26 protein-coding genes are annotated in these 22550 nt (G+C 66.7%); all 26 read right to left on the bottom strand.

The genetic code is table 11. The features are described 5' to 3' along the window. Window positions 1-4 precede the first annotated feature (4 nt). The 26 genes from ACW5DN_RS00345 to fliG all read right to left on the bottom strand — a co-directional run bounded on the left by ACW5DN_RS00345 (window position 5) and on the right by fliG (window position 22548). Window positions 5-370: a response regulator gene (locus ACW5DN_RS00345; protein WP_456960786.1), complete on the bottom strand. Its 366-nt coding sequence runs from the start codon at window positions 368-370 to the stop codon at window positions 5-7. After that, on the bottom strand, window positions 367-684 hold the full coding sequence (locus tag ACW5DN_RS00350; RefSeq protein WP_456960787.1) for an STAS domain-containing protein: 318 nt from the start codon (window positions 682-684) through the stop codon (window positions 367-369). Before ACW5DN_RS00350 ends, ACW5DN_RS00345 begins: the two co-directional genes overlap by 4 nt. A gap of 73 nt (window positions 685-757) precedes the next feature. Beyond that, window positions 758-1366: a chemotaxis protein CheW gene (locus tag ACW5DN_RS00355; protein WP_456960788.1), complete on the bottom strand. Its 609-nt coding sequence runs from the start codon at window positions 1364-1366 to the stop codon at window positions 758-760. Next, the gene (locus tag ACW5DN_RS00360; RefSeq protein ID WP_456960789.1) at window positions 1363-2133 is read right to left on the bottom strand and encodes a ParA family protein; all 771 of its coding nucleotides are present in this window, start codon (window positions 2131-2133) and stop codon (window positions 1363-1365) included. Before ACW5DN_RS00360 ends, ACW5DN_RS00355 begins: the two co-directional genes overlap by 4 nt. Window position 2134: 1 nt before the next feature. Then, on the bottom strand, window positions 2135-3103 hold the full coding sequence (motD, locus tag ACW5DN_RS00365; RefSeq protein WP_456960790.1) for a flagellar motor protein MotD: 969 nt from the start codon (window positions 3101-3103) through the stop codon (window positions 2135-2137). A gap of 1 nt (window position 3104) precedes the next feature. Beyond that, entirely contained in the window at window positions 3105-3845 is a 741-nt protein-coding gene (locus tag ACW5DN_RS00370) for a flagellar motor protein (RefSeq protein ID WP_456960791.1), read from the bottom strand. Between the two features lie 27 nt (window positions 3846-3872). After that, a complete protein-coding gene (locus ACW5DN_RS00375) occupies window positions 3873-5675 on the bottom strand; it encodes a chemotaxis protein CheA (RefSeq protein WP_456960792.1) in 1803 nt (600 codons plus the stop codon). A 4-nt stretch (window positions 5676-5679) separates the two neighbouring features. Further along, a complete protein-coding gene (locus tag ACW5DN_RS00380) occupies window positions 5680-6288 on the bottom strand; it encodes a protein phosphatase CheZ (protein ID WP_456960793.1) in 609 nt (202 codons plus the stop codon). Beyond that, complete coding sequence (gene cheY / locus ACW5DN_RS00385) at window positions 6285-6677, bottom strand: chemotaxis response regulator CheY (RefSeq protein WP_456960794.1); 393 nt, start codon at window positions 6675-6677, stop codon at window positions 6285-6287. The genes ACW5DN_RS00380 and cheY overlap by 4 nt, the downstream gene beginning before the upstream one ends. Window positions 6678-6733: 56 nt before the next feature. Beyond that, on the bottom strand, window positions 6734-7486 hold the full coding sequence (locus ACW5DN_RS00390) for an RNA polymerase sigma factor FliA (protein ID WP_456960795.1): 753 nt from the start codon (window positions 7484-7486) through the stop codon (window positions 6734-6736). Beyond that, a complete protein-coding gene (locus tag ACW5DN_RS00395) occupies window positions 7483-8349 on the bottom strand; it encodes a MinD/ParA family protein (RefSeq protein ID WP_456962907.1) in 867 nt (288 codons plus the stop codon). The genes ACW5DN_RS00390 and ACW5DN_RS00395 overlap by 4 nt, the downstream gene beginning before the upstream one ends. A 19-nt stretch (window positions 8350-8368) precedes the next feature. Further along, the gene (gene flhF, locus ACW5DN_RS00400; RefSeq protein ID WP_456960796.1) at window positions 8369-10018 is read right to left on the bottom strand and encodes a flagellar biosynthesis protein FlhF; all 1650 of its coding nucleotides are present in this window, start codon (window positions 10016-10018) and stop codon (window positions 8369-8371) included. A 41-nt stretch (window positions 10019-10059) separates the two neighbouring features. Then, on the bottom strand, window positions 10060-12132 hold the full coding sequence (flhA, locus tag ACW5DN_RS00405; RefSeq protein ID WP_456960797.1) for a flagellar biosynthesis protein FlhA: 2073 nt from the start codon (window positions 12130-12132) through the stop codon (window positions 10060-10062). 8 nt (window positions 12133-12140) lie between these two features. Then, on the bottom strand, window positions 12141-13289 hold the full coding sequence (flhB, locus tag ACW5DN_RS00410) for a flagellar biosynthesis protein FlhB (protein ID WP_456960798.1): 1149 nt from the start codon (window positions 13287-13289) through the stop codon (window positions 12141-12143). Window positions 13290-13356: 67 nt separating this feature from the next. Further along, window positions 13357-14145: a flagellar biosynthetic protein FliR gene (gene fliR, locus ACW5DN_RS00415; protein WP_456960799.1), complete on the bottom strand. Its 789-nt coding sequence runs from the start codon at window positions 14143-14145 to the stop codon at window positions 13357-13359. A 15-nt stretch (window positions 14146-14160) separates the two neighbouring features. Continuing rightward, window positions 14161-14430, bottom strand: coding sequence for a flagellar biosynthetic protein FliQ (locus ACW5DN_RS00420; RefSeq protein WP_456960800.1), 270 nt, complete (start codon window positions 14428-14430; stop codon window positions 14161-14163). Window positions 14431-14434: 4 nt separating this feature from the next. After that, window positions 14435-15247: a flagellar type III secretion system pore protein FliP gene (gene fliP, locus ACW5DN_RS00425; protein WP_456962908.1), complete on the bottom strand. Its 813-nt coding sequence runs from the start codon at window positions 15245-15247 to the stop codon at window positions 14435-14437. Between the two features lie 17 nt (window positions 15248-15264). Beyond that, window positions 15265-15780 carry a flagellar biosynthetic protein FliO gene (fliO, locus tag ACW5DN_RS00430; protein ID WP_456960801.1) on the bottom strand — a complete coding sequence of 172 codons (516 nt, stop codon included), beginning with the start codon at window positions 15778-15780 and terminating at the stop codon, window positions 15265-15267. Continuing rightward, on the bottom strand, window positions 15777-16130 hold the full coding sequence (gene fliN, locus ACW5DN_RS00435) for a flagellar motor switch protein FliN (protein ID WP_456960802.1): 354 nt from the start codon (window positions 16128-16130) through the stop codon (window positions 15777-15779). The genes fliO and fliN overlap by 4 nt, the downstream gene beginning before the upstream one ends. Then, entirely contained in the window at window positions 16127-17134 is a 1008-nt protein-coding gene (fliM, locus tag ACW5DN_RS00440) for a flagellar motor switch protein FliM (RefSeq protein ID WP_456960803.1), read from the bottom strand. The genes fliN and fliM overlap by 4 nt, the downstream gene beginning before the upstream one ends. A 10-nt stretch (window positions 17135-17144) precedes the next feature. Next, the gene (locus tag ACW5DN_RS00445; RefSeq protein WP_456960804.1) at window positions 17145-17633 is read right to left on the bottom strand and encodes a flagellar basal body-associated FliL family protein; all 489 of its coding nucleotides are present in this window, start codon (window positions 17631-17633) and stop codon (window positions 17145-17147) included. Between the two features lie 287 nt (window positions 17634-17920). Further along, window positions 17921-18919, bottom strand: a complete 999-nt coding sequence (locus ACW5DN_RS00450; protein WP_456960805.1) for a flagellar hook-length control protein FliK — start codon at window positions 18917-18919, stop codon at window positions 17921-17923. 128 nt (window positions 18920-19047) lie between these two features. After that, window positions 19048-19512 (bottom strand): flagellar export protein FliJ, encoded by a 465-nt coding sequence (gene fliJ, locus ACW5DN_RS00455; protein ID WP_456960806.1) that lies wholly within the window; start codon window positions 19510-19512, stop codon window positions 19048-19050. Window positions 19513-19517: 5 nt separating this feature from the next. Next, window positions 19518-20924: a flagellar protein export ATPase FliI gene (gene fliI, locus ACW5DN_RS00460; protein ID WP_456960807.1), complete on the bottom strand. Its 1407-nt coding sequence runs from the start codon at window positions 20922-20924 to the stop codon at window positions 19518-19520. Next, window positions 20921-21556 carry a FliH/SctL family protein gene (locus tag ACW5DN_RS00465; RefSeq protein WP_456960808.1) on the bottom strand — a complete coding sequence of 212 codons (636 nt, stop codon included), beginning with the start codon at window positions 21554-21556 and terminating at the stop codon, window positions 20921-20923. Before ACW5DN_RS00465 ends, fliI begins: the two co-directional genes overlap by 4 nt. A 5-nt stretch (window positions 21557-21561) precedes the next feature. Beyond that, complete coding sequence (gene fliG, locus ACW5DN_RS00470) at window positions 21562-22548, bottom strand: flagellar motor switch protein FliG (RefSeq protein WP_456962909.1); 987 nt, start codon at window positions 22546-22548, stop codon at window positions 21562-21564. Window positions 22549-22550 lie beyond the last annotated feature (2 nt).

The raw sequence follows: 22550 nt of genomic DNA on the forward strand, positions 1-22550 counted from the left end.
GGTGTCAGGCGAGAACCTTGCGAACCGTGGCGAGCAACTGTTCGGGATCGAACGGCTTGACCAGCCAGCCGGTGGCGCCGGCGGCGCGGCCTTCCTGCTTCTTGTCGCCACCCGACTCGGTGGTCAGCATCAACAGCGGGGTGAACTTGTAGCCGGGCAACTGGCGCAGTTGGCGGATCAGTTCGATCCCGTCCATGCGCGGCATGTTGACGTCGGTCACCACGGCGTCGAAGTGGGTGGTCCTGGCGATATCCAGTGCAGCCTGTCCGTCTTCCGCCTCGTGCACGGTGTAGCCGCCCGACGACAGGGCAAAGGCGACCATCTGCCGCATGGAAGTGGAATCATCGACGATCAGCAGCTTGGCGCTCATGCGGGATCTCCATTGTTTTCAAGGTCGCCAGCCGTTCCAACCGGTGCGCCGAGCCCCAGCACGCCGGTCAGCGCGAGCACGCGCGCCGCGTCCATCAGGGCAGGCGAGGCCAGGGTGATGGTGGTGCCGTGACCGGCGTTCGCGCGGTCGCGGATGAAGGCATGCAACAGCTGCAGGCCGGCGGTATGCACCCGCTCTACCCGGTCGCCAGTCAATGCCAGCATGCCGGCACGGTTGAGGAGCGGCGCGAGCGTCGCCCGTAGCGCTTCGACGTGCTCGATACCCAAGTCGGGTTGTAACGATATTTCATTCATGGAATGGGCGGCCGTTGCAGTAAATGGCTGCAGTCAATGGCGTTAACGGCGCAGTGCGCGGGAACTTGAAGATTCATTCAAACAATGCGTTGGCATCCAGCAGAACCGTTGGGGCGCGGCCGACCCGGGCGACACCGAGTACCCCGCCAGGGTCGTTGCCCGGTAGCGGCGGCTCGATGTGCTCGCGCGCCAGCGTCACCACGTCCTCCACCGCCGAGACCAGCACGCCGATCAGCTCGTCGTCGCGCTCGACCACGATGATGCGGACGTTCTCGTCGATGGTGACTTCGCCGGTACCCAGCCAGCGGGCAAGATCGAATACCGGCACGATGCGTCCACGCAGGTTCATGACGCCCAACATCGCGCGGGAGGTGCCGCGCATGGCCGTGATGGTGGCCATGCGCACCACTTCCTGCACCCGCAGCAGTTCAAACGCGTAGTGGTCGCTGCCCAGGGTGGCGCGTAGCCAGCGATGCCCGGCCGTGGTCGCCCGCAATGGCGGCGCTACCGTGTCCAATTGATGAGCCGGTGCTGGCGCCGGGCGGGCCGGAAGTCGTGCCGACTCCACTTCTGGCGCGGGGGCAAGTTGGAGGACGGGCACTGGTGCAGGCACGAGCCTGGTGGCCGCCTGGAGCGGTGCCAGCAGCTCGTCCAGGTAGCTGTCCACCATCTGTGAGCTCATGCGGCCTCCTGTTGCTGCGGTATTGCATCCAGCAACCAGTTCAGTGCCGAGCGATACGCTTGCGCACCGCGGCCGCTGGGTGGCGTGGCAGCCGTCAGCGCCATGGCATCGCGCAGGCGGGTATCCATTGGCACCGCCTTGGGCCAGACCAGCGCCGCGTAGCTGTCATGCAGCTGTTCCAGGATGCGTACCCCGGCGCGGGTACGCCGGTCATACAAGGTGGGCAGGATGTGCCGTGGCAACGGGCGTCGACGCGACCGCTCGACCATGTCCGCGGTGCGCAGCATGTCGGTCAGTCCGTGAAGCGCCAGCGGGTCGGTCTGCGTGGGCACCACCAACCGGTCGGCGGCGGCCAGTGCGTTGACCATCAGCAGCCCAAGCGTCGGTGGGCAGTCGAGCAGGACATGGTCATAGCCACCACGCGTGGCATGCAGCGCGCGCGCCAATGACAGGCCCAGGCCGGGCTGGGTGGCTCCACGGCGTTCCAGGGTCGCCAGTGCAGGCTGTGCCGCCACCAGCTGCAAGCCGTCGATCGGGGTACTACGGGCAAGGGTGGACAGCTCCACGCTCCGGCTGGAGAAAATGTCGTGGGTTCCCGGCGGCGTCGGGTCCGATGGCACCCCGAAAGCACGTGTCAGTGACGCATGCGGATCCAGGTCGATCAGCAGTACCCGGTTGCCCTTTTCGGCCAGTCCACGTGCCAGGCACAGCGACGTGGTGGTCTTGCCCACCCCGCCTTTTTGATTGGCAATGGCCCAGGTCTGCATGTCAGCCGGCTCCGGAGTTCGGGTTGGGGCGCGCGACCGTCGCCATCGTGGAATCAGGTGTTGCGCCGGCGGCTACTGCCGGCGGCAAGGGGGCTGTGATGGCATCCGGCCCCTGCGGCGAGGCCAGGATGACCAGCAGCACGCGACGGTTGGCGTTACGGCCCTCGCCCGTGGTGTTGTCGGCCACCGGCTGGTATTGGCCGTAGCCAACCATGGCCAGTCGTGTCGCCTCCACCCCGGCATCGATCATCTCGTGCACCACGCTACCGGCGCGCGCGGCCGACAATTCCCAATTGGAAGGGAAGCGCGCGGTGGCGATCGGCACGTCGTCGGTGTATCCCTCCACCCGCACCGCGTTGGGTTCATCGCGCAGGACGTGGGCGAGCTTGCGGATGGTTTCCACCGCCAGCGGACTGGGTGTGGCGATGCCACTGGCGAACAGGATGTCACTCTGGATCTCCACCTCCAGGAACATCGGCCCGCGCCGCACGGTGACCAACTTCTCGCGCACCAGTTCCGACAGGGCGTCCTGGATACGCTGCCCGAGCAAGTGCAGGTCAGTCTGACGCCGGTTCTCGACCTCGATCGTTGCCGCTGCGGCGGCCGCGGCCTGCCGGCTGCGCGCCTGCTGGCCGAAGGTTGGCATGTCCAGCACTTGCAACATCCGCGGCGAGTTGATCGGGGTGGCGGCGGCCGGGCCGGCCTTGGAGGCAGCGGTCTGGATCGACGGACGGTCGAAGGAGGAGCCGCGCAACTGGGTCTCGCCAAGCTGGATCGGGCTGATGGTTCGCGGTGCGCCGCCGAAGGCGGAGGACAAGGAGTCCGCCAGTACCCGGTACTTGCCTTCATTAAGCGAGGAGATCGCGTACATCACCACGAAAAATGCCAACAGCAGCGTCAACAAGTCGGCGTACGGGATTGCCCATGCTTCGTGGTTCTGATGTTCCTCATGCTGGTGTCGGCGTGCCATCTCAGTGTACGAAGCCGTTCAGCCGGATCTCGATGTTGCGCGGATTCTCGCCCTGGGCGATGGCGATCAGGCCTTCGATGATCATCTCGCGTTCTTCGGTCTGCTGGTTGATCAGGCCCTTGAGCTTGCTGGCGGCCGGCAGCAACGCCAGGTTGGCGGTGCCGATGCCATAGATGGTGGCAGTGAACGCGGCCGCGATGCCGGCCCCCAGCTTGCTGGGATCGGCCAGGTTCTTCATCACCGCGATCAGGCCCATTACCGCACCGATGATTCCCAGGGTGGGTGCGTAGATGCCCATGCCCTCGAACACCTTTGCCGCCGCCAGGTCGCGGCTGGACTGTCCGTACAGCTCGATCTCCAGCATCTGCCGAATCGTCTCGGGCTCCAGTCCGTCAACGACCATTTGCAGGCCCTTGCGGACGAACAGATCCTCTTGCGCGGCGATCTCGGGTTCAAGCCCGAGCAGGCCCTGGCGGCGCGCAACCGTGCTCCATTCGACGATCCGGCTGATCATTGCGGGGCGGTCATGTGCTGGCGGCAGGAACACCCAGCGCACGATCTTCATCGCACGCATGAAGGTGTCCATCGGTGTCTGCAACAGGATAGCGGCCAGGGTGCCGATGATCACCACCACGAATGCTGCCGGCGACCACAGTCCCGACAGGCCCGCGCCCTTGAGCAGGCTGCCGCCGACGAGGGCGAACAACGCAAGTGCGGTGCCGATGACGCTGAGTCTGTCCATACTGTCCGTTAACGGTGCTGGCCGGGATTACTTGAGTCGCGACGTGCCACGCACGCCGGTTCGATACAGTGCGTCCACGTCCAGGATCAGTGCCATCCGGCCGTCGCCAATCAGGCTGGCGCCGGCATAGCCCGATAACCCGCGCAAGGTGCGCGGCAAGGCCTTGATCACTACTTCCTCGCGACCGCGCACGCGGTCTACCGACAGGCAGAATCGCTGCTCGCCGGCTTGCAACACGACCACGGTGCTGCCCGCGGTCGCCTCGGATTCAACACCCAGCCAGCCGCGCAGGCTCAACAGCGGCACCGGTTGTTCGCGCAGGTCGAGCACCTCCTGTCCATCGATCGACATGGGCGCCCCGGGCAGCTGCGCAAGCACCTCCATTACCCGGACCAGGGGCAAGGCATAGACGTCGTTGTCGACCTCCACCAGCAAGGTCGGAAGAATCGCCAGGGTCAGCGGTACCTGGATTATGAAGCGCGAGCCGTGACCCGGTTCCGACTGGATCTGGACCCGGCCGGACAACTCGTGGATGCGTGATTGCACTACGTCCATGCCTACCCCGCGCCCGGACAGGTCACTGACCTCGGCGCGGGTGGAGAAGCCCGGCAGGAAAAGCAGTTGCAGGCACTCGTCCGGCGACAGTCTGGTTGCGGCGTCGGCATCGACCAGGCTCTTGCGCACGGCAATGTCGCGGATCCGGTCCGGGTCGATTCCGGCGCCGTCATCGCGGACCTCGATGACCACGTGGTCGCCTTCCTGCTGTGCGGACAAGCGCACGTGGCCTTGCTCGGGCTTGCCTGAGTTGCGGCGCGCCTCGGGTGACTCGATGCCATGGTCGATCGCATTGCGTACCAGGTGCACCAGCGGATCGGCCAGCGCCTCGACCAGATTGCGGTCCAGCTCGGTCTCCGCGCCAACGACTTCCAACTCGACATTCTTCTGCAGTTGTCGCGCGACATCGCGGGCGAGCTTGGGAAAGCGGGCGAACACGCGGCCGACCGGCTGCATTCGCGCCATCATCACCGCTGACTGCAGGCGCGAGGTCGCGCCGTCCAGCGCGCCGACCGCGCGATCGAGTTCCTCGTCATGCAGTCGCGGACGCAAGGTCTTCAGGCGGTTGCGCGCCAGTACCAGCTCCCCGACCAGGTTGACCATGGTGTCGAGGCGGCGCACGTCGACACGCACCGTCGGCTCGTCCTGGTGTGGCGGGGCGGCAGGCTTGCGCGGCTTTGGCGGGCTGGGCGCCGCCGGTTGAGCCGGTGGTGGCGCGGGCACGGCTTCAGGGATGGCCGCAGGCGGCTCCGGCGTCGCTGTAGGCGACACCACGCCGGGTGTGCCGCCGCTGCCGTGCAGGCTGTCGAGCAATGCCTCGAAGTCGAGCTCATCCAGGTCGCCGCCGCCGGGGGCGGCTGGCGATTTGATGTCGTGGTTTGCCGGAATTCCGGTTATGGCCGCATCGACCCGCAGGCTGTCGATCAATGCTTGGGGTGCGGGCGTCATCGGCTCGCCGGCGGAGACGCAATCGAGCATGTCGACCAGCAGGTCCAGGGCCTGCTGGGAGCCGTCGAAGGCAGCGGCATCCAGCACCGCATCGCCGGTACGTGCCAGGTTCAGTCGATCCTCCACCGCGTGGCAGATCGTCACCATGGCCGGGAAATCCAGGAACCCGGCGCCACCCTTGATGGTGTGGAAACCGCGGAACACCGAGTTCAGGCATTCACGATCGGCGGGCGCGTGCTCCAGTGCGACCATCTGCTCGCCAAGCTGATCGAGGATCTCGCGCGCCTCGACCAGAAAGTCGGCGCAGATGTCGGACGCGGTGTCCATGCCGCTATAGCCCCAGCGACGACAGCAGTGTGTTGGCGTCGTCCTGGCTGACCGGCTCCGGATCCAGGCCGGCGATCGCGGGGCCGTGGCCACGGTTGGAAGCTTGCGGTGCAATGCCGGACTCCTCCTGGCCGACCACCTCACCCAGCCCGACGTGCACGGCGCGTACCAGCGAGACCACGCGCAGGATGATCTGCCCGGTAAGGTCCTGGTAGCCCTGGGCGGCGGTCAGCTCCGACAGTCGCGAGCGGATGCCGAGCATGGCATCGCGTTGCGTATCGTCCAGCGGCGTGGGCAGCTGGCGCAGGAGCGCGCTGCACTCATCGACCAGGTCCAGTGACCGCATGCTGGCGCGTTCGGTCAGGGTGACCACATGCTCCAGCCGAGCGCAGGCGTCGGGCAGCGAGGTCGCGCTGGGTTGCTCGTGGCCATCCTCGCCGAACGCCTGCTCCAGTTCGCGTGCAAGTCGGGACAGCCCCTGCACGAATGGTTGGGTACGCCATTGGATCAACTCATCGACGTTCTCTCGCCAGCCGTCATGGTCGTCGTTTTCCAATGCCCAGAGCGCGGCGTGCAGGCGTTGGGTGATGACCTGCCGGTCGTCGCTGTTCACGCGCCCGCCCCGAGGCGCTCGAATACCTTGCCCAACTTGTCGCCCAACGTCGCGGCGGTAAACGGCTTGATGACGTAGCCGTTCACGCCGGCTTGCGCGGCTTCGATGATCTGCTCGCGCTTGGCTTCGGCGGTGACCATCAGTACCGGCACCTTGGCCAATGCGGGATCCTTGCGGATCGCCTTCAGCAGGTCGATGCCGGGCATGCCGGGCATGTTCCAGTCGGTGATCACCAGGTCGAAGCTCGCCTTGTTCAGCTCTACCAGGGCGGTGGTGCCGTCGTCGGCTTCGGCCGTGTTGGTGAAGCCAAGGTCGTTGAGCAGGTTCTTGACGATGCGACGCATCGTGGAGAAGTCGTCGACGATGAGGATGCGGATGTTCTTGTCCATGGGTCTGGAGGCACTCGGGAAGCGGTTGAAAATGATGATTCGATTGCGGCGATGGTTCAGCCACTCGGGTCCATGGCGGTGTCGCGCCACTCGCCCAGCCGCGCGCGCAGCCGCAGCATTGACTGGCCGTGGATCTGGCACACGCGTGACTCGCTGATCGACAGCACGGCGCCGATCTCGCGCATGTTCAGCTCTTGCTCGTAGTACAACGACAGCACCAGTTGTTCGCGCTCGGGCAACTCGCCAATGGCACCGCCGAGCGACTCCCGGAACTCGCCATAATCGAACGCGCGTGCAGGGTTGGCATCGCCAGGGGCGGCCACGCGCGGTTCGCCGTCGTGCTCGTCGGTGTGCGCGTCAAGGCTGATCAACTGGCCGCGTGAGGATTCCTCCAGCATGCGGTAGTACTCATCCAGGCCGATCTCCAACTCACCGGCAACCTCCTGCGCGGTGGCGGCGCGGCCGGTGGCCTGCTCAATCCGGCGGGTCGCGGCGATCACGTCGCGATAGCGGCGATGTACCGATCGCGGCACCCAGTCGCCACGCCGGATCTCGTCGATCATCGAGCCGCGGATGCGGATCGACGCATACGTCTCGAATGCCGCGCCCTGGTCGTCCTGGAAGTTTCGTGCAGCGTCCAGCAAGCCGAGCATCCCGGCCTGGATCAGGTCGTCGACCTCGACGCTCGACGGCAATCGTGCCGCGAGGTGGTGGGCAATGCGACGGACCAGTTCGCCGTGGCGCTCGACCACTTCGGATGCATCCTGGCGGGGCAGGCTGGCGCGATAGGCAGCGGCGGCATGGCTCATGCGATGGCACTCCTGGCAGGTGTGATCAGGCGCTCCATGTAGAACTCGACATGCCCGCGCGGACCTTGCGGGGATTGCCATTGGCCGGCGCGGCGGGCGATGTCACGGAATGCCATCGCCGAAGGACTGGACGGGAACGCCTGGGTTACCGCTTCCTGGCGCTGGATGGCGCGGCGCAACCATTCGTCGCGGGGAATCGCGCCCAGGTAGTTCAGGGTCACGTCGAGAAACTTCGATGCGACCCGCTCCAGCTTGCCAAACAGCTGGCGGCCCTCGCCGGGGTTGTGCACCTGGTTGGCCAGCACCTGGATGCGACTGACCCCGCGGTCGCGATTGAGCACCTTGATGAGCGCATAGGCATCGGTGACCGAAGCCGGCTCGTCGCACACCACGACGATCACGTCCTGCGCGGCCTGGCAGAAGGTCAGCACGCTGTCGGCAATGCCGGCGGCGTTGTCGATCACCATGGCGTCGATTGGCAGGTCCAGCTGGCTGAAGGCATGCACCAGACCAACATGCTGTTGCGGCAGCAACTCAACCATGTGGCGCTTGCCGGAGGCAGCGGGCACGACCCAAAGGCCACCCGGGCCTTCCAGCAGGGTGTCGCGCAGTTCGCAGCGCTCGGCGAATACATCGGCCAGGGTGAACCGCGGCGACAGGCCGAGCATGACGTCGACATTGGCCAGGCCCAGGTCGGTATCCAGCAACAAGGTGCGCTGGCCGGAGTTCTGCAGCGACATTGCCAGGTTGACCGATACGCTGGTCTTGCCCACGCCGCCCTTGCCGCTGGCCACGGCAATGACCCGGACCGGGGCCGCGCGCGCAGACGTTGTCGGCGTGGCGCCAGCAGGCTGCGCCATCATCGCGGGAACGGGTTGGAGGTCAGGCGATGGCATGGTGATCCTCGGTGACAAAGGGGTTATCGGCCGCACGGCGCAGTTTCTCCAGTTGCAGGACCAGGTTGGACGCATCGGCGGCCTCCAGATCCTCTGGAACGCTTTGGCCGTGGGCGGTGTAGGTCAGGCTCAGGCCGTTGCGGATGGCGACCGACAAGGCCGCGCCAAGGCGTCCGGTCTCATCGGTCTTGGTCAGCACCACGCCTTCGGGACTGGCCATCCGGTAGCGGCGGACCAGTTCACTCATGTCATGGGGGTGCGCGCTGGCGGGCAGTACCAGCAAGCTGCGCAACTGGCGGGTGGCACGCAGCCAGGTGATCTGGCTGAGCAGCGCGCGGTCACGGGCGCCATAACCGGCGGTATCGACCAGCACCAATGGATAGTCCTGCAACTGGGCCAGCGTCTGGGCCAGGGCTTCCGGCCCGTTCGACTCGCATACGGTGATGCCGAGGCGGCGTCCGTGTGCATGCAGTTGTTCGATTGCGCCCACGCGCTCGCTGTCAGTGGTCACCATGGCGACATCGCGCGCACGGTGGCGGGCGGCAAAGCGGGCCGCCAGCTTTGCCACAGTCGTGGTCTTGCCGGCGCCGGTGGGTCCGATCAGTGCGATCACGCCGCCGTCGTCGATGGGCTCGCTGCGGCTGATGGTCAGCATCCGTGCCAGCTCGGCGAGCATCGGTGCGCGCACCTTGTCCGGGTCCAGTGCCGGGTTGATCTTGGCGGCAATGGTCTGCGCCAGGGACTCGTCGCAGCCATACCCCAGCAGCATGTCGTAGGCGGCGCCACGAGCCGGGGAGCCGCGCAGGCGTTCGCTGGTGAACTGGCCCATCTCGCGCTCGATCATCCGTCGCATCGAACCCAGTTCCTCGCGCATGGCGATGATGCCGGGGTCCGGCTCGGCAACCGCGTGTACCGCCGGTGGCGCTACCTTGACGCTGGCCCCGGTCGCATCGGCCGGTGCCGGCAAGGGCGACGACATCGTCGTGGCCAGTGAGGGCAGTTCCTGGACTGGGGCCGGGTCTGGAAGATCGGCGGGAAGCTTGCCGGCCGGGGCCTCGGCGAGGGCATTCATCATCGCCTCGAAGTGGGTCGGTGATCCGGTTGCTGCGTTCAAGGCTGTAGCGGTCGGGGCAGCGTTGGCCTGTGGCCGCGCACCGGCAGGGCGTGACGCATTCGGGTGAAGGGCGGCCGCTGGCGGCGTGTGGCCGGTGAGCTCGGCCAGGGTCGCGTCGGCGTGTTCCTTGTCATGGCTTTCCGCCGGGGAACCACCAATGCGGAACACGGCGCGTGCGCGGCTGGCGAAACTGTCGCGCGGTGGCGACGTCTTCGAGTCGGGGCCCGATGCCGTCGTCACGGCTGCCTTGTCGCTCGCGTCGTCGTGGTTCCGGCCCGCGTGTCCGGGGGTTGCCGGCGGCAGCTCGTCGGGCCTGGTGGCAGCCGGCGTCGGCGACAGTGCCGGCGTCGCGGCACGCAGCGCCTGATGCACCAGTGCCTCGTCGTAATCGGTCGCCGCGACGACCTCGATCCCGTCGGCGGTCGGACGCGTCGACAGGATGACCGACTCCGCCCCCTGTTCCTCGCGCACCATGCGCAATGCGCTGCGCATGTCGGTGGCAATGAAACGCTTGATTCTCATGACGTTGTTCCCTTGTTCCCGTTATTCCAGGCCCTGGTTTGTCAACCAATCGAGCCGACCAACCGCAAACGCTTCTCTTCCGGTACTTCGGTGTAAGCCAGTACCGACAGGGCCGGTACGCTGTGCCGCACCAGCCGCGCGATGGTTGCGCGGATCCCGCCGGGCACCAGCAGGACGGCCGGTTCGCCGCGTCCCTCCTGCTGTGTCACCAGATCGTTGAGGTTCTGGTGCAGCCGCTCGGCAAGTCCTGGTTCCAACGCGGCGCCGGTGCCGTTGACCGACTCTTGCAATACCTGTTCCAGAGCCGGCGCCAAGGTATAGACCGGCAGCTCGGTCTTGAGGCCGTTGAGCTCCTGGACGATGAAGCGCCCCAGTGCGTTGCGGACCGCAGCAGTCAGTGCGGCCGGGTCCTGGGTGTGCGCGCCGTGCTCCAGCAGTGCCTCCACGATCTGGCGCATCTGCCGCAGCGGCACCTTCTCCAGCAACAGCGATTGCAGTACCCGCACCACCACCGACAGCGGCAGCAACTTGGGCGTCAAGTCCTCGACGAGTTTCGGGGTCGCCTTGCCCACGCTGGCCAGCAGCTGCTGTACTTCGTCGTGACCCAGCAGCTCGGAGGCGCGCTCGCGCACCACGTGCGACAGGTGGGTGGCGACTACGGTGGCGGCGTCCACCACCGTGTAGCCCAGCGATTCGGCATGGGCGCGCTGGTCCGGCGGGATCCATACCGCATCCAGCCCGAATGCCGGATCCTTGCCGGGGATGCCTTCCAACGGGCCAAATACCTGGCCCGGGTCGAGTGCCAGGTTGCGGTCCGGGTACAGCTCGCCGGTCGCCATTGGCACTCCATGCACCAGGATCCGGTACTGGCCGGGCGACAGCTCCAGGTTGTCGCGCACGTGCACCGCCGGGATCAGGAAGCCCAGATCCTGGGTCAGCTTGCGCCGGATGCCTTTCAGCCTCGCCAGCAGTTCACCGCCACGGGTCTTGTCGACCAGCGCGATCAGCTTGTATCCCACCTCCAGTCCAAGCGGCTCCACCGGGCGCACTTCGTCCCAGCTCAGCTCGGCCATGGCCTGGTTCTGGCTGCTGCCGGTGGCAGCCTCATCGGTATCCGCGGTCGCGGCGGCGGCGGTCTCGCGCCTGTGCAGTTTCCAGGCCGCATAGCCGACGATGGCCGACAGGGTCAGGAACGGCAGGTTGGGCATTCCTGGAACCACGCCGATCAGGCCCAGCAGCAAGGCGGCGACGAACAGCGCGCGCTTGTGACCGAATACCTGCGCCGATACCGCCGGCCCCATTTCCTGCTCGCGGGTTGCCCGGGTGACCAGCATTGCGACCGCCGTGGACACCAGCAGTGCCGGCAACTGGGCGACCAGACCATCACCGATGGTCAGCAGCGCGTACACCTGGGCCGCGCTGGAGAATGTCATGTCGTGCTGGATCACGCCGATCAGGATGCCGCCGACCAGGTTGATCACCAGGATCAGCAGGCCGGCGATCGCATCACCGCGGACGAACTTGCTGGCGCCGTCCATCGAGCCGTAGAAGTCGGCTTCCTCCGAGACTTCCTGGCGCCGGGCCTTGGCATCTTCGCGCGTCAACAAACCGGCGTTGAGATCGGCGTCGATCGCCATCTGCTTGCCGGGCATCGCGTCCAAGATAAAGCGTGCCGACACTTCGGCGATGCGCCCGGAGCCTTTGGTTACCACGATGAAGTTGACGATGGTCAGGATCGAAAAAACGATCAGGCCGACGGCGTAGCTGCCACCAATGACGAAATTGCCGAACGACTCGATCACGTGCCCGGCCGCGCCAGGACCTTCGTGACCATGCAGGAGCACCACCCGGGTGGAGGCGACGTTCAGCGCCAGCCGCAGCAGGGTGACCATCAACAACACCGACGGGAACACCGAGAATTCCAGCGGCCGCTTGACGTAAACCACCGCCAACAACACCACCAGTGACAGCGCGATGTTGATGGTGAACAACGCATCCAGCACCACCGGCGCCAGCGGTACCACCACCATCGCCAACATCGCCAACACCACTACCGGGGCGGCGGCTCCGTCGCGCAGCGAACGGGCGAAGTCGACTATGGAAAACCGGCTCATGGTTGCACTCACGCTGCCGGCCCCCCGTCAGCCGGGTCGACGGCGCCGTCCGCGCCTACGTCCAACGGCTGCAGCGACGGAGCCGGACCGTGCGCCGGCTGCCAGCGCTTGAGCTGGTACACGTAGGACAGTATCTGTGCGACTGCAGCGTAGAGTTTCACGGGGATTTCCTGGTCGACCTTGGCCTGCCTATACAAGGCGCGTGCCAGCGGCGGTGCCTCGATCACGGTGATGCGGTGTTTCCCGGCCACGTCGCGGATCATCAATGCGGTCTCGTCCACACCCTTGGCGACCACCCGGGGCGCACGCATGTTGTCGGGGTCGTACTTCAGCGCGACTGCGTAGTGGGTCGGGTTCATCACCACCACGTCGGCGCTGGGCACCGCCTCCATCGTCTGGCGTTGCGACAGTTGGCGTGCGACCTGGCGCACCCGGGCCTTGACCTCAGGGTTGCCCTCGGTCTGCTTCATCTCGTCGCGGACTTCCTGCTTGGTCATCTTCAGCTTGCTGCGGTGCTGGTAGCGCTGCCACGGCACATCGATGGCGGCAATCAACGCCAGCGAACCCGCCATCGCCAGCAGCGCGGTCATCGCGGTGTGCAGGCCGGTGTCAATGGCGACATGCAGTCCCATCCGGGGCATCAGCAACAGGTTGTCGACCGCGCCGATGATGACCAAGGCGCCGGTGCCAACCACCAGCAGCACCCGCAACATCGAACGCAAAAGCTCGGCGAAGCCTTCCTTGCCATAGATGCGCTTGAGACCAGAGGCCGGGTTGAGTCGCTTGAAATCCGGTTGCAATGCCTTGTTGGAGAAGCGGATGCCGCTCATCAGGGCCGGCGCGATCAGGCAGGCCACCAATGCGGCGGCCAGCACCGGCAACACCGGCAGCATCAGTGAAATGGCCAGGGTCACCGCGTGGGTAATCAAGCGGTCAGGGTGGCCGAGGATGGCCGGATTGAAGGCCAGCGCGCCGCCCAGCCAGCCCTGTGCCGCGGTGCCGATCCCCGGCGCCAGCAGCATCAATGCCACTGCGGTGACCCCCAGCACGGCAACGTTGGCCAGTTCACGGGAGCGCGGGACATCGCCTTTTTCACGAGACTCGCGCAGGCGCTTCTCAGTCGGTTGCTCGGTGCGGTCCTCTTGATCGACGGACATGACAGGGTTCCTGCTGCGGCCACTGGGTGGCCAATCGGATACAGCGCGACCGGCAGGCTGAGCGCGGTCAGCCGGTCAATGCGCGCGCCGCCAGGAAGGCTTCCCCGAACAGTCGCTGTATCGGCTCCTGCAGTTCCCGTGCCAGCAACCCCAGCAGGACCAGTCCAACGACCAGGGCCACCGGCAGGCCGATCGCGATCGGGTTGAACGCCGCGGCGGCGCGCGAGAGCACGCCGAAGGCCAGGTTGGAGGTCAACAGCGCCATCATTACCGGCAGCGCCAGCAACAATCCCGCCCGCAGGCAGGTGGCGAAGAATGCGGGCAATGCCGCCAGGAAACCGTGCAGGTCAACCAGCGGCGCGCCGATCGGCAGGGTTCGGTAGCTGTCGACCAGCAACTCGACCAGCGCGAGGTGGGCATCGAAGGCGAAAAACAGCAACCCGAAAGTCAGGAAGAACCACTGCGAGAGCACCGTCGACGATGCGCCGCTCAAAGGATCTGCCAGAGTCGCGAACGACAGCCCCATGCCCTGGCTGACCAGCTCGCCGGCGAGTTGCCCGGCCTCGAAGGCGAGCCGAAGCATCAGTCCAATGGCGATGCCGACTGCCAGTTCCCGCACAACGGTAAGGACCGTTGTCGCGTCGATCGCGGCGATGGGCGGGACGGGCAGCACGGTGGACATCGTCGCCGACAGCGCCAGGGCGACGATCAGCCGCGCCTGCACCGGCATTCCGCGGCCGCCGATCATCGGCAATGCCAGCAACGTCCCGCCTATGCGCAGCAGGTACCACAGCACCTGGCCAAGCATGCCAAACAGGTTCAATCCATCGATGGCGGTGGCGGTCGCCGGGTCCATCGCGCGGGTTCTCGGTCAGCCAATCAAGTGCGGGATGCGCTGGTACAGGCCGATGGTGAACGCCACCATCTTGCCGAGCAGGAAGTGCCCGGTCAGTGCCAATATCGTCGCCAATGCAATCGCCTTCATCACGAACGCGATGGTCTGCTCGTTCACCTGGGTGGCGGCCTGGATGATGCCGACCACCACGCCCACGACCAATACCGCCAGCAGGGGAGGAGCGCCCATCAACAGCGCCATCTGCAGGCCGCGGCCAATTTCGGTGATGGCGGTTTCCGGCGTCATCGTCCTACACCGCGTTGAAGCTGGCAGCGAGTGAACCGACCACCAGGATCCAACCATCCACCAGTACGAACAGCAGGATCTTGAACGGGGCGGAGATCAGCATCGGCGAGAGCATCATCATGCCCATCGACATCAGCACGCTGGCGACCACCAGATCGATGATCACGAACGGGATGTAGACCAGGAACGCGATCTCGAACGCGGTTTTCAGCTCACTGGTCAGGAACGACGCCGCCAGCACCCCGAACGGCACGTCCGACGGTCCTGCGTACGGGCCGCTGCCGGACAGCCCGGCAAAGGTCATCAAGTCGTTCTCGCGGACCTGGGCCAACATGAAGCCGCGAAACGGTTCGATTGAGGCGGTCCAGGCGCTGCGGAAATCCATCTGGTCATTGAGGTAGGGGGAAATGCCCGCGGCCCAGGACTGATCGAACACCGGCATCATGATCATAGTGGTCAAAAACAGCGCCAACGCCAGCAGCACCTGGTTGCTGGGGGTCTGCCCGGTGCCGAGCGCCTGCCGCAACAGGCCCAGCACGATGATGATGCGGGTGAAGGCCGTCAGCCCGAGCAATGCCGCCGGCAGCAGGGTGATGCCGGTCATCAGCAACAACACCTGCAGCGGCAGGCTGACCGGTTCGCCGCCGATATTGCCAACCGTCACGTTTGGCAATGTGGGGGTGGTCGTCGCGGCAGGCGATGGCGCCGTTGCCGGCGCGGCCATGGGTGTGGTTGACGCGGGCGCAGTCTGCGCCGCGACGGTCGGGGCCAATAGCAACGCGGCGACAAACAGCACTACGCCGAGCAGTCGCGACATCCGGGCAGTGACCCGGCTCACGGCTTTTTGCCGAAGTGTTGTGAAAGCAACTGGGCGAACGGCGAGGGACCGCTGTTGGGGGCGAACGGTAGCGGCGCGTCGAGGGTATGCAGGGTGCGGGTGCCACCGGGGCCGACCCCAAGCAGGAGTTGGGTCTGGCCGATCTCGACCACCACCACCCGGTCACGCGGGCCCAGTGCCAGCGACCCGACCACCCGCAGTGCCGGGTTGCCGGCACCCGCGACACCCATGCCCGGCATCCGGCGGGCCAACCACGCCAGTCCGAGGATCAGCGCGACCACCAGCAGCAGCGCGAGCACGCCACCGCCTACCGCGCCGGCGCCACCGGAACCACCGGCTGGCGGCGGCGCGAACATCGGCGCCGGCGCTACCGACGCGGTGTGCGTGCTTGCCATTGGCAGGGGCAGCGGCACCACAACCTCGTCATTCCCGCGCAGGCGGGAATCCATGGACGTGGCTGTAGACGTGGCCGCAGCAACCGCCGCCGCCGCAGTGTCGGCCGCCGGGCTCATCGCAGTCGCTTGATGCGCTCGGCGGGGCTGACCACATCGGTCAGTCGCACGCCGAAGCGGTCGTTGACGACCACGACCTCGCCCTGGGCAATCAGGGTGCCGTTGACGAACACATCCAGCGGCTCGCCCGCGCCACGCTCCAGCTCAACCACCGAGCCCTGGTTGAGCTGGAGCAGGTTGCGGATCGGGATACGGGTGCGCCCGACCTCCAGCGACAGCGATACCGATACATCCAGGATCACGTCCAGGTTCAGGTCGGTGGCCCGGCCGTCGCCGTCGGCGGTCAGGGTATCGAACGCGGCGCGCGAGGTTTGGCCGTCGTCGGTCTGTGGGGTGTCTGTCGGGTTCATGGCGTTGTCAGGCTTTCGAAAGTGGGGAGGGCGCGGGCGGGGTGGACGGTGCCGATCTTGATGGCGTTATGGCCGTTGTGACTGCCGAACTGGCCGGTGAACAGCGCGGTCTGTTCAACGTTCAAGGTCACCGTGTCAGGCAGATGGATCGGAATCACGTCACCGATCTTGAGTTGGCACAGTTGGCGCAGGCTGATCTGGCATTGGGTCAACGAGCTGCTGAGCTCGACCTGTGCGTCCTGCAACTGCTCGCGCATGGCCCGGGTCCAGCTTTCATCGCGCTCCACCCGGTCGCTTTGCACGCCGGCGTCCAGCTGTTCGCGGATCGGTTCGAGCATCGAGTAGGGGATGGACACGTGGAACTCGCCGCCGCCGCCTTCCAGCTCGACATGGAAGCGGCTGACCACGATGTACTCGCGAGGGCTGATGATGTTGGCGAAGTGCGGGTTGACCTCCGAGTTGAGGTATTCGAACTCGACCGGCAGCACCGGCGCCCAAGCGTCGGCCAGGTCGGCGAAAGTCTGCTTCAGCAACAGCTGGATGACCCGCATCTCGGTGGGGGTGAACTCGCGGCCTTCGATCTTGGCCGGGTACTTGCCGGCGCCGCCAAAGAAGTTGTCGACCACGGTGAATACCAGCCGCGGTTCGAACATCACGATGGCGGTGCCACGTAGTGGCTTCATCTTCACCAGGTTCAGGTTGGTCGGCACCTGCAACGAGTGCATGTACTCGCCAAAGCGCATCAGGTCGACCCCGCGTACCGACAGATCGGCCGAGCGTCGCAGCAGGTTGAAAAGGCCGACCCGCCAGGTGCGGGCGAAGCGCTCGTTGATCATCTCCAGGGTGGGCAAGCGACCACGGACGATACGGTCCTGACTGGCGAAATCGTAGTTGCGCGCCTCGTTGGGAGCTGCGGGCGCGTCCTCATCTACATCAACGGCACCGCTGTCGACGCCGTGCAGCAGGGCGTCGATTTCGTCTTGGGAGAGCAGGTCGGAGCTCATCGCAGGTGTCCTACTGGGTCACGAAGCTGGTGAAATAAACCGCTTCGAGCTTGCTGGCGGTGGTCTCGGCCTTCAGCAGCGTGCGCACTTCGTCGGCGGCGGTCTTCTGCAACCGTTCCTTGGCGCTGCGCTGGGCCAGCTGGTCGGCGGAGTACTGCCCAAACAGCAGCAGCAGGCGGTTGCGGATGGCAGGTGCATGCAACTCCATCGCCTTGGCGGTGGCGTCATCGCGGGTCATCAGCTGCACATCGGCCTGCAGGTAGCGCACCGCGTTGGTGTCAGCCAGGTTGACCACGAAGGCCGGGTCCAGCGCGAAGTAGATCGCCGGCTTGCGTGGCGAGGCTTGATCGGTTTCCGCGGCAGTCGCATCGGTTGCAACGGGCGCTGCCACGGCACTGGAATACCAGAACCATCCGCCACCGGTGGCCAGTATCAGCACCAGGGTAGCGACAAGGATCCACGGCAGCTTGCTGGAGGACGATGGCTTCTTGGATGGCACGCGACAACTCCGGGATGCGGGGGTTGCCAAGGCAATGCAAGGGGTGTGCCGCAACTCCGGCGACGGGCAGTGACAGGGATTTGACGCATGCAGCAATGGTCACTGGTGGCGGCGGTTTGACCGCCCTGTCATTCCGGCGAAAGCGGGAAGCGCTCCACAACAGCCCAAAGGGCTGGTCATCCATGGCCTTTAGGCGGTTGAATACCAACGTCCCTGGATCCCCGCCTACGCGGGGATGACGATCAAAAATCGACTTGTCCAGCAACCGTCCTGTGTGCCGTCCTTAACTAGGCGTACTCGTCCAGCAACCCGCGACGCAGGATGGTTGGAATCGGGGTGTCCACGATGTCGGCGTCGTGTCGGTCGGAGCCGGCATCGGCCACGTAACCGTCGCTGCTGTTTGATTGCCCACTGCCAACGTCGGACTGGGCCAGTTGCAAACCCTGTTGCGCGAGCATGTCGCGCAGGCGGCCGACGCTGGCTTCCAGTGCCTGCCGCACGTCGGCGTTGGCGGAGTTGAATTCGGCACTCACCCGGTTGCCGTCGATATGCAGCCGCACATCGATGGGGCCGAGGTGGTCCGGGCTGATCCGGATTTCGGCGCGGCCGATGCGCTGGTCGGCCAGCCAGCCGATCCGTGTGCCCAACGCGTCATCGAAGCCTGAATCCGGATCAGCCGGCATCGGGATGGGTGTCGCCGCCGTCGCCGCTGCACGGACCGGACTGTTGCCGGTGAGCGGTTGGGAGGGGAGGGAGAACTCGATGGCATCCGCATCGGCACCCACCGCCGGTGCCGCTGGGAGTGATTTGCCGGCGTCATCGGCGGCTGCCAGACCCATCGCGCGGGCAAGATCTGCTAGAGGAAGCGCATCGTCGGCGGAGGCGGCGCCGGCGGCATTGGCGGCCAACGTGGCATTGGTGGCTAGTGTCGTTGGGCCAAGCGCGAAGGCCGGCAGCCTGAGGTCGGAATCGGTGGCCGCCAGCTGGCTCAGCGCTTCCCCTGCCGGGGCCACCGATGCGGTCAATGTTGTCGAGTCCGCCGTCAGCGCCAGGCTGGCATCCGCGCCGGTTGCGAGTGCGGCCGGGGCAGTCGGGGCGAGCGGTGCCGGGGTGGGCCAGTGGCCTCCCAGCAGAGCCAGGATCCGGTCGGGGGAATGGTCTTCGTCCGTGGTCTTGTCCGCGTCCGCCGGCTGTCGGTCGTGTGCATCATTGGCGGGGGACGAGGTCTTTGCTTCCGTCGTCGCCGCGTCGCTGGACGCACCGTTGCCCGCCGAAGACTTGGCCAAGACACCGGCGAAACCACTGCTATCGCTGTCGCGCGCTGAGTCTTTGGTGGAGCTTCGGGAAGCGCCCGCTGCCGGCGCGCTGCCGGCGGACGTGCTGGCAGCACCTGCGCCAACTCCGCCGGCGGCCATCATGCGGCCGGCTCCGGCTCCGGCTCCGGCTCGCCGCGGCGGCTGCTCGATACCCGTCGTGCGCCCAGATCATCCATCTCGCGCTGGCTGCGCTGCTCGACGGTGCGGGATTCTTCGGCACGGTAGCTGGCCGACAACTTCTCCAGCACGTGGGTCTCGCGGCTGGCCAGCAGCAGGCGCGCGCGCTCGACGTCGCTTTGTTGACGGGTGTCGCTGACCACGCGGCTTTGCTGGGCGATGGCGGTATCCAGCCGCTCGCGAAATGCCAGTCGGTTGGCCAACAATGCCGGGCTGGTGAGGCTGGAGCCGCCGGGCACTGCGTACTCCAGTGCGTAGCGGCGCAGCGCGTCCAGGCGTGCCTGCTGCTCAACCACCGCGCGGTCGCGTTCGGCGACCTCGCGGGCGACGTCGTCCTGGCGTCGCTGCTTCACTTTCAACAGTGGATCCAGTCGTTGCGATCGCATGTCGGTCAGGTCTCCTGCGGGTTGGGGGTCGGGGATTGCGGAATGTCGGGCGCATCGTCAAGCAGGCGGGCGAGTGCGGCGCGGCTGGCGTCGACATCGGACGCCTCGCTGACGTCCTGGCCCAGGAACGCCTGGATTGCGGGCCAGCGGGCGACAGCCTCGTCGACCGCCGGATCGCTGCCGCGCTGGTAGGCACCGATGGCGATCAGGTCGCGCTGGGCCGAGTAGGCCGCCAGCAGCCGACGCAGCTTGCGGATACGTTCGCGCCACGGCGCGTCGGTGATGTCCTGCATGACCCGGCTGACCGAGACCTCCACGTCGATGGCCGGGTACTGGCCGGAGTCCGCGATGCGGCGGGTCAGCACGATGTGGCCGTCGAGGATCGCGCGGGCGGCATCGGCGATGGGTTCCTGCTGGTCGTCGCCCTCGGTCAACACGGTGTAGAAGGCGGTGATCGAGCCGCGGCCGTCGGCGCCATTACCGGCCCGCTCCACCAATTGCGGCAGCTTGGCGAATACCGATGGCGGGTAGCCGCGGGTGGTCGGCGGCTCGCCTACCGACAGCCCGATCTCGCGCTGTGCCTGGGCGAAGCGGGTCAGCGAATCCATCAGCAGCAGCACGTGCAGGCCCTGGTCGCGGTACCACTCGGCGATGGCCGTCGCCCGTAACGCGCCGTGCAGCCGGGCCAGTGGTGGCCGGTCGGCCGGGGCGGCGACGACCACCGCACGGCGCATGCCTTCCTCACCGAGAGTGGCCTCGACGAAGTCGCGTACCTCGCGGCCACGCTCACCGACCAGGCCGACCACGATCACGTCGGCGGCGGTGTAGCGGGTCATCATGCCCAGCAGCGTGGACTTACCGACACCGGAGCCGGCGAACAGGCCGATGCGCTGGCCGCGGCCAATCGGCAGCAGCGCATTGATTGCGCGCACGCCGACGTCCAGCGAGCGGGTTATCGGCTCGCGCGTCAGCGGGTTGATGATCTGTCCGCCCAGCCCGACCCAGTTCTCCGGGCGCAGCGGGCCGCGACCGTCCAGCGGTACGCCGTCGCTGTCGATCACTCGCCCCAGCAGCCCTTCGCCCACGGCCACCTCGCCGCGCTGGCGGGTGGTCACCACCCGCGCGTTGGGCAACAGGCCGGCGAGGTCGGCGGTGGGCATCAGGAAGGTGCGGTCGCCGGAAAAACCAACCACTTCGGCATCGACCCAGCGGCCGCCGGAGGTTTCCACCCGGCAGCGCGAGCCCAGCGGCGCGCTGCAGCCGGAGGCTTCCAGGGTCAGGCCGACCGCACGCCGCAACACGCCTTCGCGGGCGAGACCCAGCGAGGGGGGCTGCGGGTTGATGGTGCCCAGCCGCGCTGAAAGGCGCAGGTTGCGCATTTCTTCCCACTGGTCGGCGGCGATGCGGCTCATGGGGTGTCCTCGGCGTTCGTGTCGGCGTCGGTCTCCATGGCCGCGTCGAGGCAGGCCTGCAGGCGCGCGGCGAGGGTGCCGTCGATGCGGACGCTCTCGCTGTGCAACCGCAGTTCGCCGCGGGACAGGGTGCTGTCCTCGCTCAGGCGCACGCCGCTCAGCCCCATCAGGTGCGGTGCCAGCACGCCCAGGTCATCGGGGTGCAGGCGCAGCTCGATCTCGCGCGAGCTGGTGCCGACGGCGTCGAGTGCCTCGCGCACCAGGTCTGCCAGCAGGGTCGGGTCGGCGCGGTAGGTACGGCCGAGCAGGTTGCCGGCGATGCGCACGGCCAGCTCGCCCAGCGCGTCGGCCACCTCATCGTCCAGGCGCGCCAAGGGGCGGGTAAAGCCGTCCAGGATGCCTTCCATCTGGGCGGCCATCTTGCGTACTTCGGACTGGCCGCTGGCCAATCCTTCAGCATGGCCGGCGGCGTAGCCTTCGTCTCGCGCCGACTGCTCCAGTGCCTGCAGCTCTTCCACGCTCGGTCGGGCCGGTGCCGGTTCCGCCGCGGGCACGGCCGGGCTCGCGCCGCACGTGGCCATCGATTCCAGGTCCGGTGCAGTCCAGCGCACCAACTGCGCGGGATTGGCCATGACCGTCATACGAAGGCCTCTGTCTTGGCGGCCAGCTGGATCGCGCCGCTATCGGCCAGTCGCCGGACTTCGGCCAGGATCTCCTTCTGCGCAGCCTCCACCTCGGCCAGTCGCACCGGCCCGCGCGCCTCCATGTCCTCAATCAGGATATCGGCCGCGCGCTGGGACATGTTTTCGGTGATCTTGGCACGTACCTTCTGGTCGGCACCGCGCAATGCCAGCCCGAGTTTTTCGCTGGGAATCTCGCGCAATACGGTCTGTATGGCGCGGTCATCGAGTTCGACCAGATTCTCGAACACGAACATCAAGTCGCGGATCTGGGCGCTCAACGGCTCGTCGATCTGGCTGATATTGCCCAGGATGGTCTCGTCCTGGCCGGAGTCCATGAAGTTGAGGATGTTGGCCGCAACCCGCACGCCGCCGATGTTGGAGGACTTGATGTTCTGGTTGCCGGCAAACTGGCGCGCCATCACCTCGTTGAGTTCGTTGAGCGCATTGGGCGGTATGCCGTCAAGGGTGGCAATGCGCAGCAGCACGTCGGCGCGTACGCGTTCGGCCAGGCACTTGAGCACTTCGGCGGCCTGGTCCTCGTCCAGGTGGGACATCACGATGGCGATGATCTGCGGGTGCTCGTTGCGCACCAGTTCGGAGATCGCGCGCGGCTCCATCCACTTCAGCGTGTCCAGCCCGGTGGTGTTGCGCCCCGCCAGGATACGGTCGATCAGGCTGCCGGCGCGCTCCTCGCCCAAGGCCTGGTTGAGCACGGCGCGGATGTAATCGTCGGCGCCCGAGCCCAGGGCGCTGGGCTGGGCAAGGGTCTCCACGAAGTCGTCAAACACCGTGCCGACGGCCTCCCGCGACACGCCGCCCACCGACGTCATCGCCATGCCGAGCTTCTGCACTTCCCGCGCGCCCATGTGCTTGAGCACCTCGGCGGCCTGTGCCTCGCCCAGTGACAGCAAGACCACGGCGGCACGCTGCACGCCGGTCAGCG

It is taken from the genome of Lysobacter sp. A289 (assembly GCF_054072675.1).

Bases quoted from the DNA above. Each gene is read 5' to 3' on its own strand.
- flhA (WP_456960797.1), bottom strand. From the start codon at position 12,132: ATGAGCCGGTTTTCCATAGTCGACTTCGCCCGTTCGCTGCGCGACGGA.
- fliI (WP_456960807.1), bottom strand. From the start codon at position 20,924: ATGAGCCGCATCGCCGCCGACCAGTGGGAAGAAATGCGCAACCTGCGC.
- ACW5DN_RS00465 (WP_456960808.1), bottom strand. From the start codon at position 21,556: ATGGCCAATCCCGCGCAGTTGGTGCGCTGGACTGCACCGGACCTGGAA.
- flhF (WP_456960796.1), bottom strand. From the start codon at position 10,018: ATGAGAATCAAGCGTTTCATTGCCACCGACATGCGCAGCGCATTGCGC.
- flhB (WP_456960798.1), bottom strand. From the start codon at position 13,289: ATGTCCGTCGATCAAGAGGACCGCACCGAGCAACCGACTGAGAAGCGC.
- ACW5DN_RS00375 (WP_456960792.1), bottom strand. From the start codon at position 5,675: ATGGACACCGCGTCCGACATCTGCGCCGACTTTCTGGTCGAGGCGCGC.
- motD (WP_456960790.1), bottom strand. From the start codon at position 3,103: ATGGCACGCCGACACCAGCATGAGGAACATCAGAACCACGAAGCATGG.
- ACW5DN_RS00350 (WP_456960787.1), bottom strand. From the start codon at position 684: ATGAATGAAATATCGTTACAACCCGACTTGGGTATCGAGCACGTCGAA.
- fliP (WP_456962908.1), bottom strand. From the start codon at position 15,247: ATGTCGCGACTGCTCGGCGTAGTGCTGTTTGTCGCCGCGTTGCTATTG.
- fliJ (WP_456960806.1), bottom strand. From the start codon at position 19,512: ATGCGATCGCAACGACTGGATCCACTGTTGAAAGTGAAGCAGCGACGC.
- cheY (WP_456960794.1), bottom strand. From the start codon at position 6,677: ATGGACAAGAACATCCGCATCCTCATCGTCGACGACTTCTCCACGATG.
- fliR (WP_456960799.1), bottom strand. From the start codon at position 14,145: ATGGACCCGGCGACCGCCACCGCCATCGATGGATTGAACCTGTTTGGC.
- ACW5DN_RS00390 (WP_456960795.1), bottom strand. From the start codon at position 7,486: ATGAGCCATGCCGCCGCTGCCTATCGCGCCAGCCTGCCCCGCCAGGAT.
- fliM (WP_456960803.1), bottom strand. From the start codon at position 17,134: ATGAGCTCCGACCTGCTCTCCCAAGACGAAATCGACGCCCTGCTGCAC.
- ACW5DN_RS00395 (WP_456962907.1), bottom strand. From the start codon at position 8,349: ATGATGGCGCAGCCTGCTGGCGCCACGCCGACAACGTCTGCGCGCGCG.
- ACW5DN_RS00345 (WP_456960786.1), bottom strand. From the start codon at position 370: ATGAGCGCCAAGCTGCTGATCGTCGATGATTCCACTTCCATGCGGCAG.
- ACW5DN_RS00420 (WP_456960800.1), bottom strand. From the start codon at position 14,430: ATGACGCCGGAAACCGCCATCACCGAAATTGGCCGCGGCCTGCAGATG.
- ACW5DN_RS00360 (WP_456960789.1), bottom strand. From the start codon at position 2,133: ATGCAGACCTGGGCCATTGCCAATCAAAAAGGCGGGGTGGGCAAGACC.
- ACW5DN_RS00370 (WP_456960791.1), bottom strand. From the start codon at position 3,845: ATGGACAGACTCAGCGTCATCGGCACCGCACTTGCGTTGTTCGCCCTC.
- fliO (WP_456960801.1), bottom strand. From the start codon at position 15,780: ATGAGCCCGGCGGCCGACACTGCGGCGGCGGCGGTTGCTGCGGCCACG.
- fliN (WP_456960802.1), bottom strand. From the start codon at position 16,130: ATGAACCCGACAGACACCCCACAGACCGACGACGGCCAAACCTCGCGC.
- ACW5DN_RS00355 (WP_456960788.1), bottom strand. From the start codon at position 1,366: ATGAGCTCACAGATGGTGGACAGCTACCTGGACGAGCTGCTGGCACCG.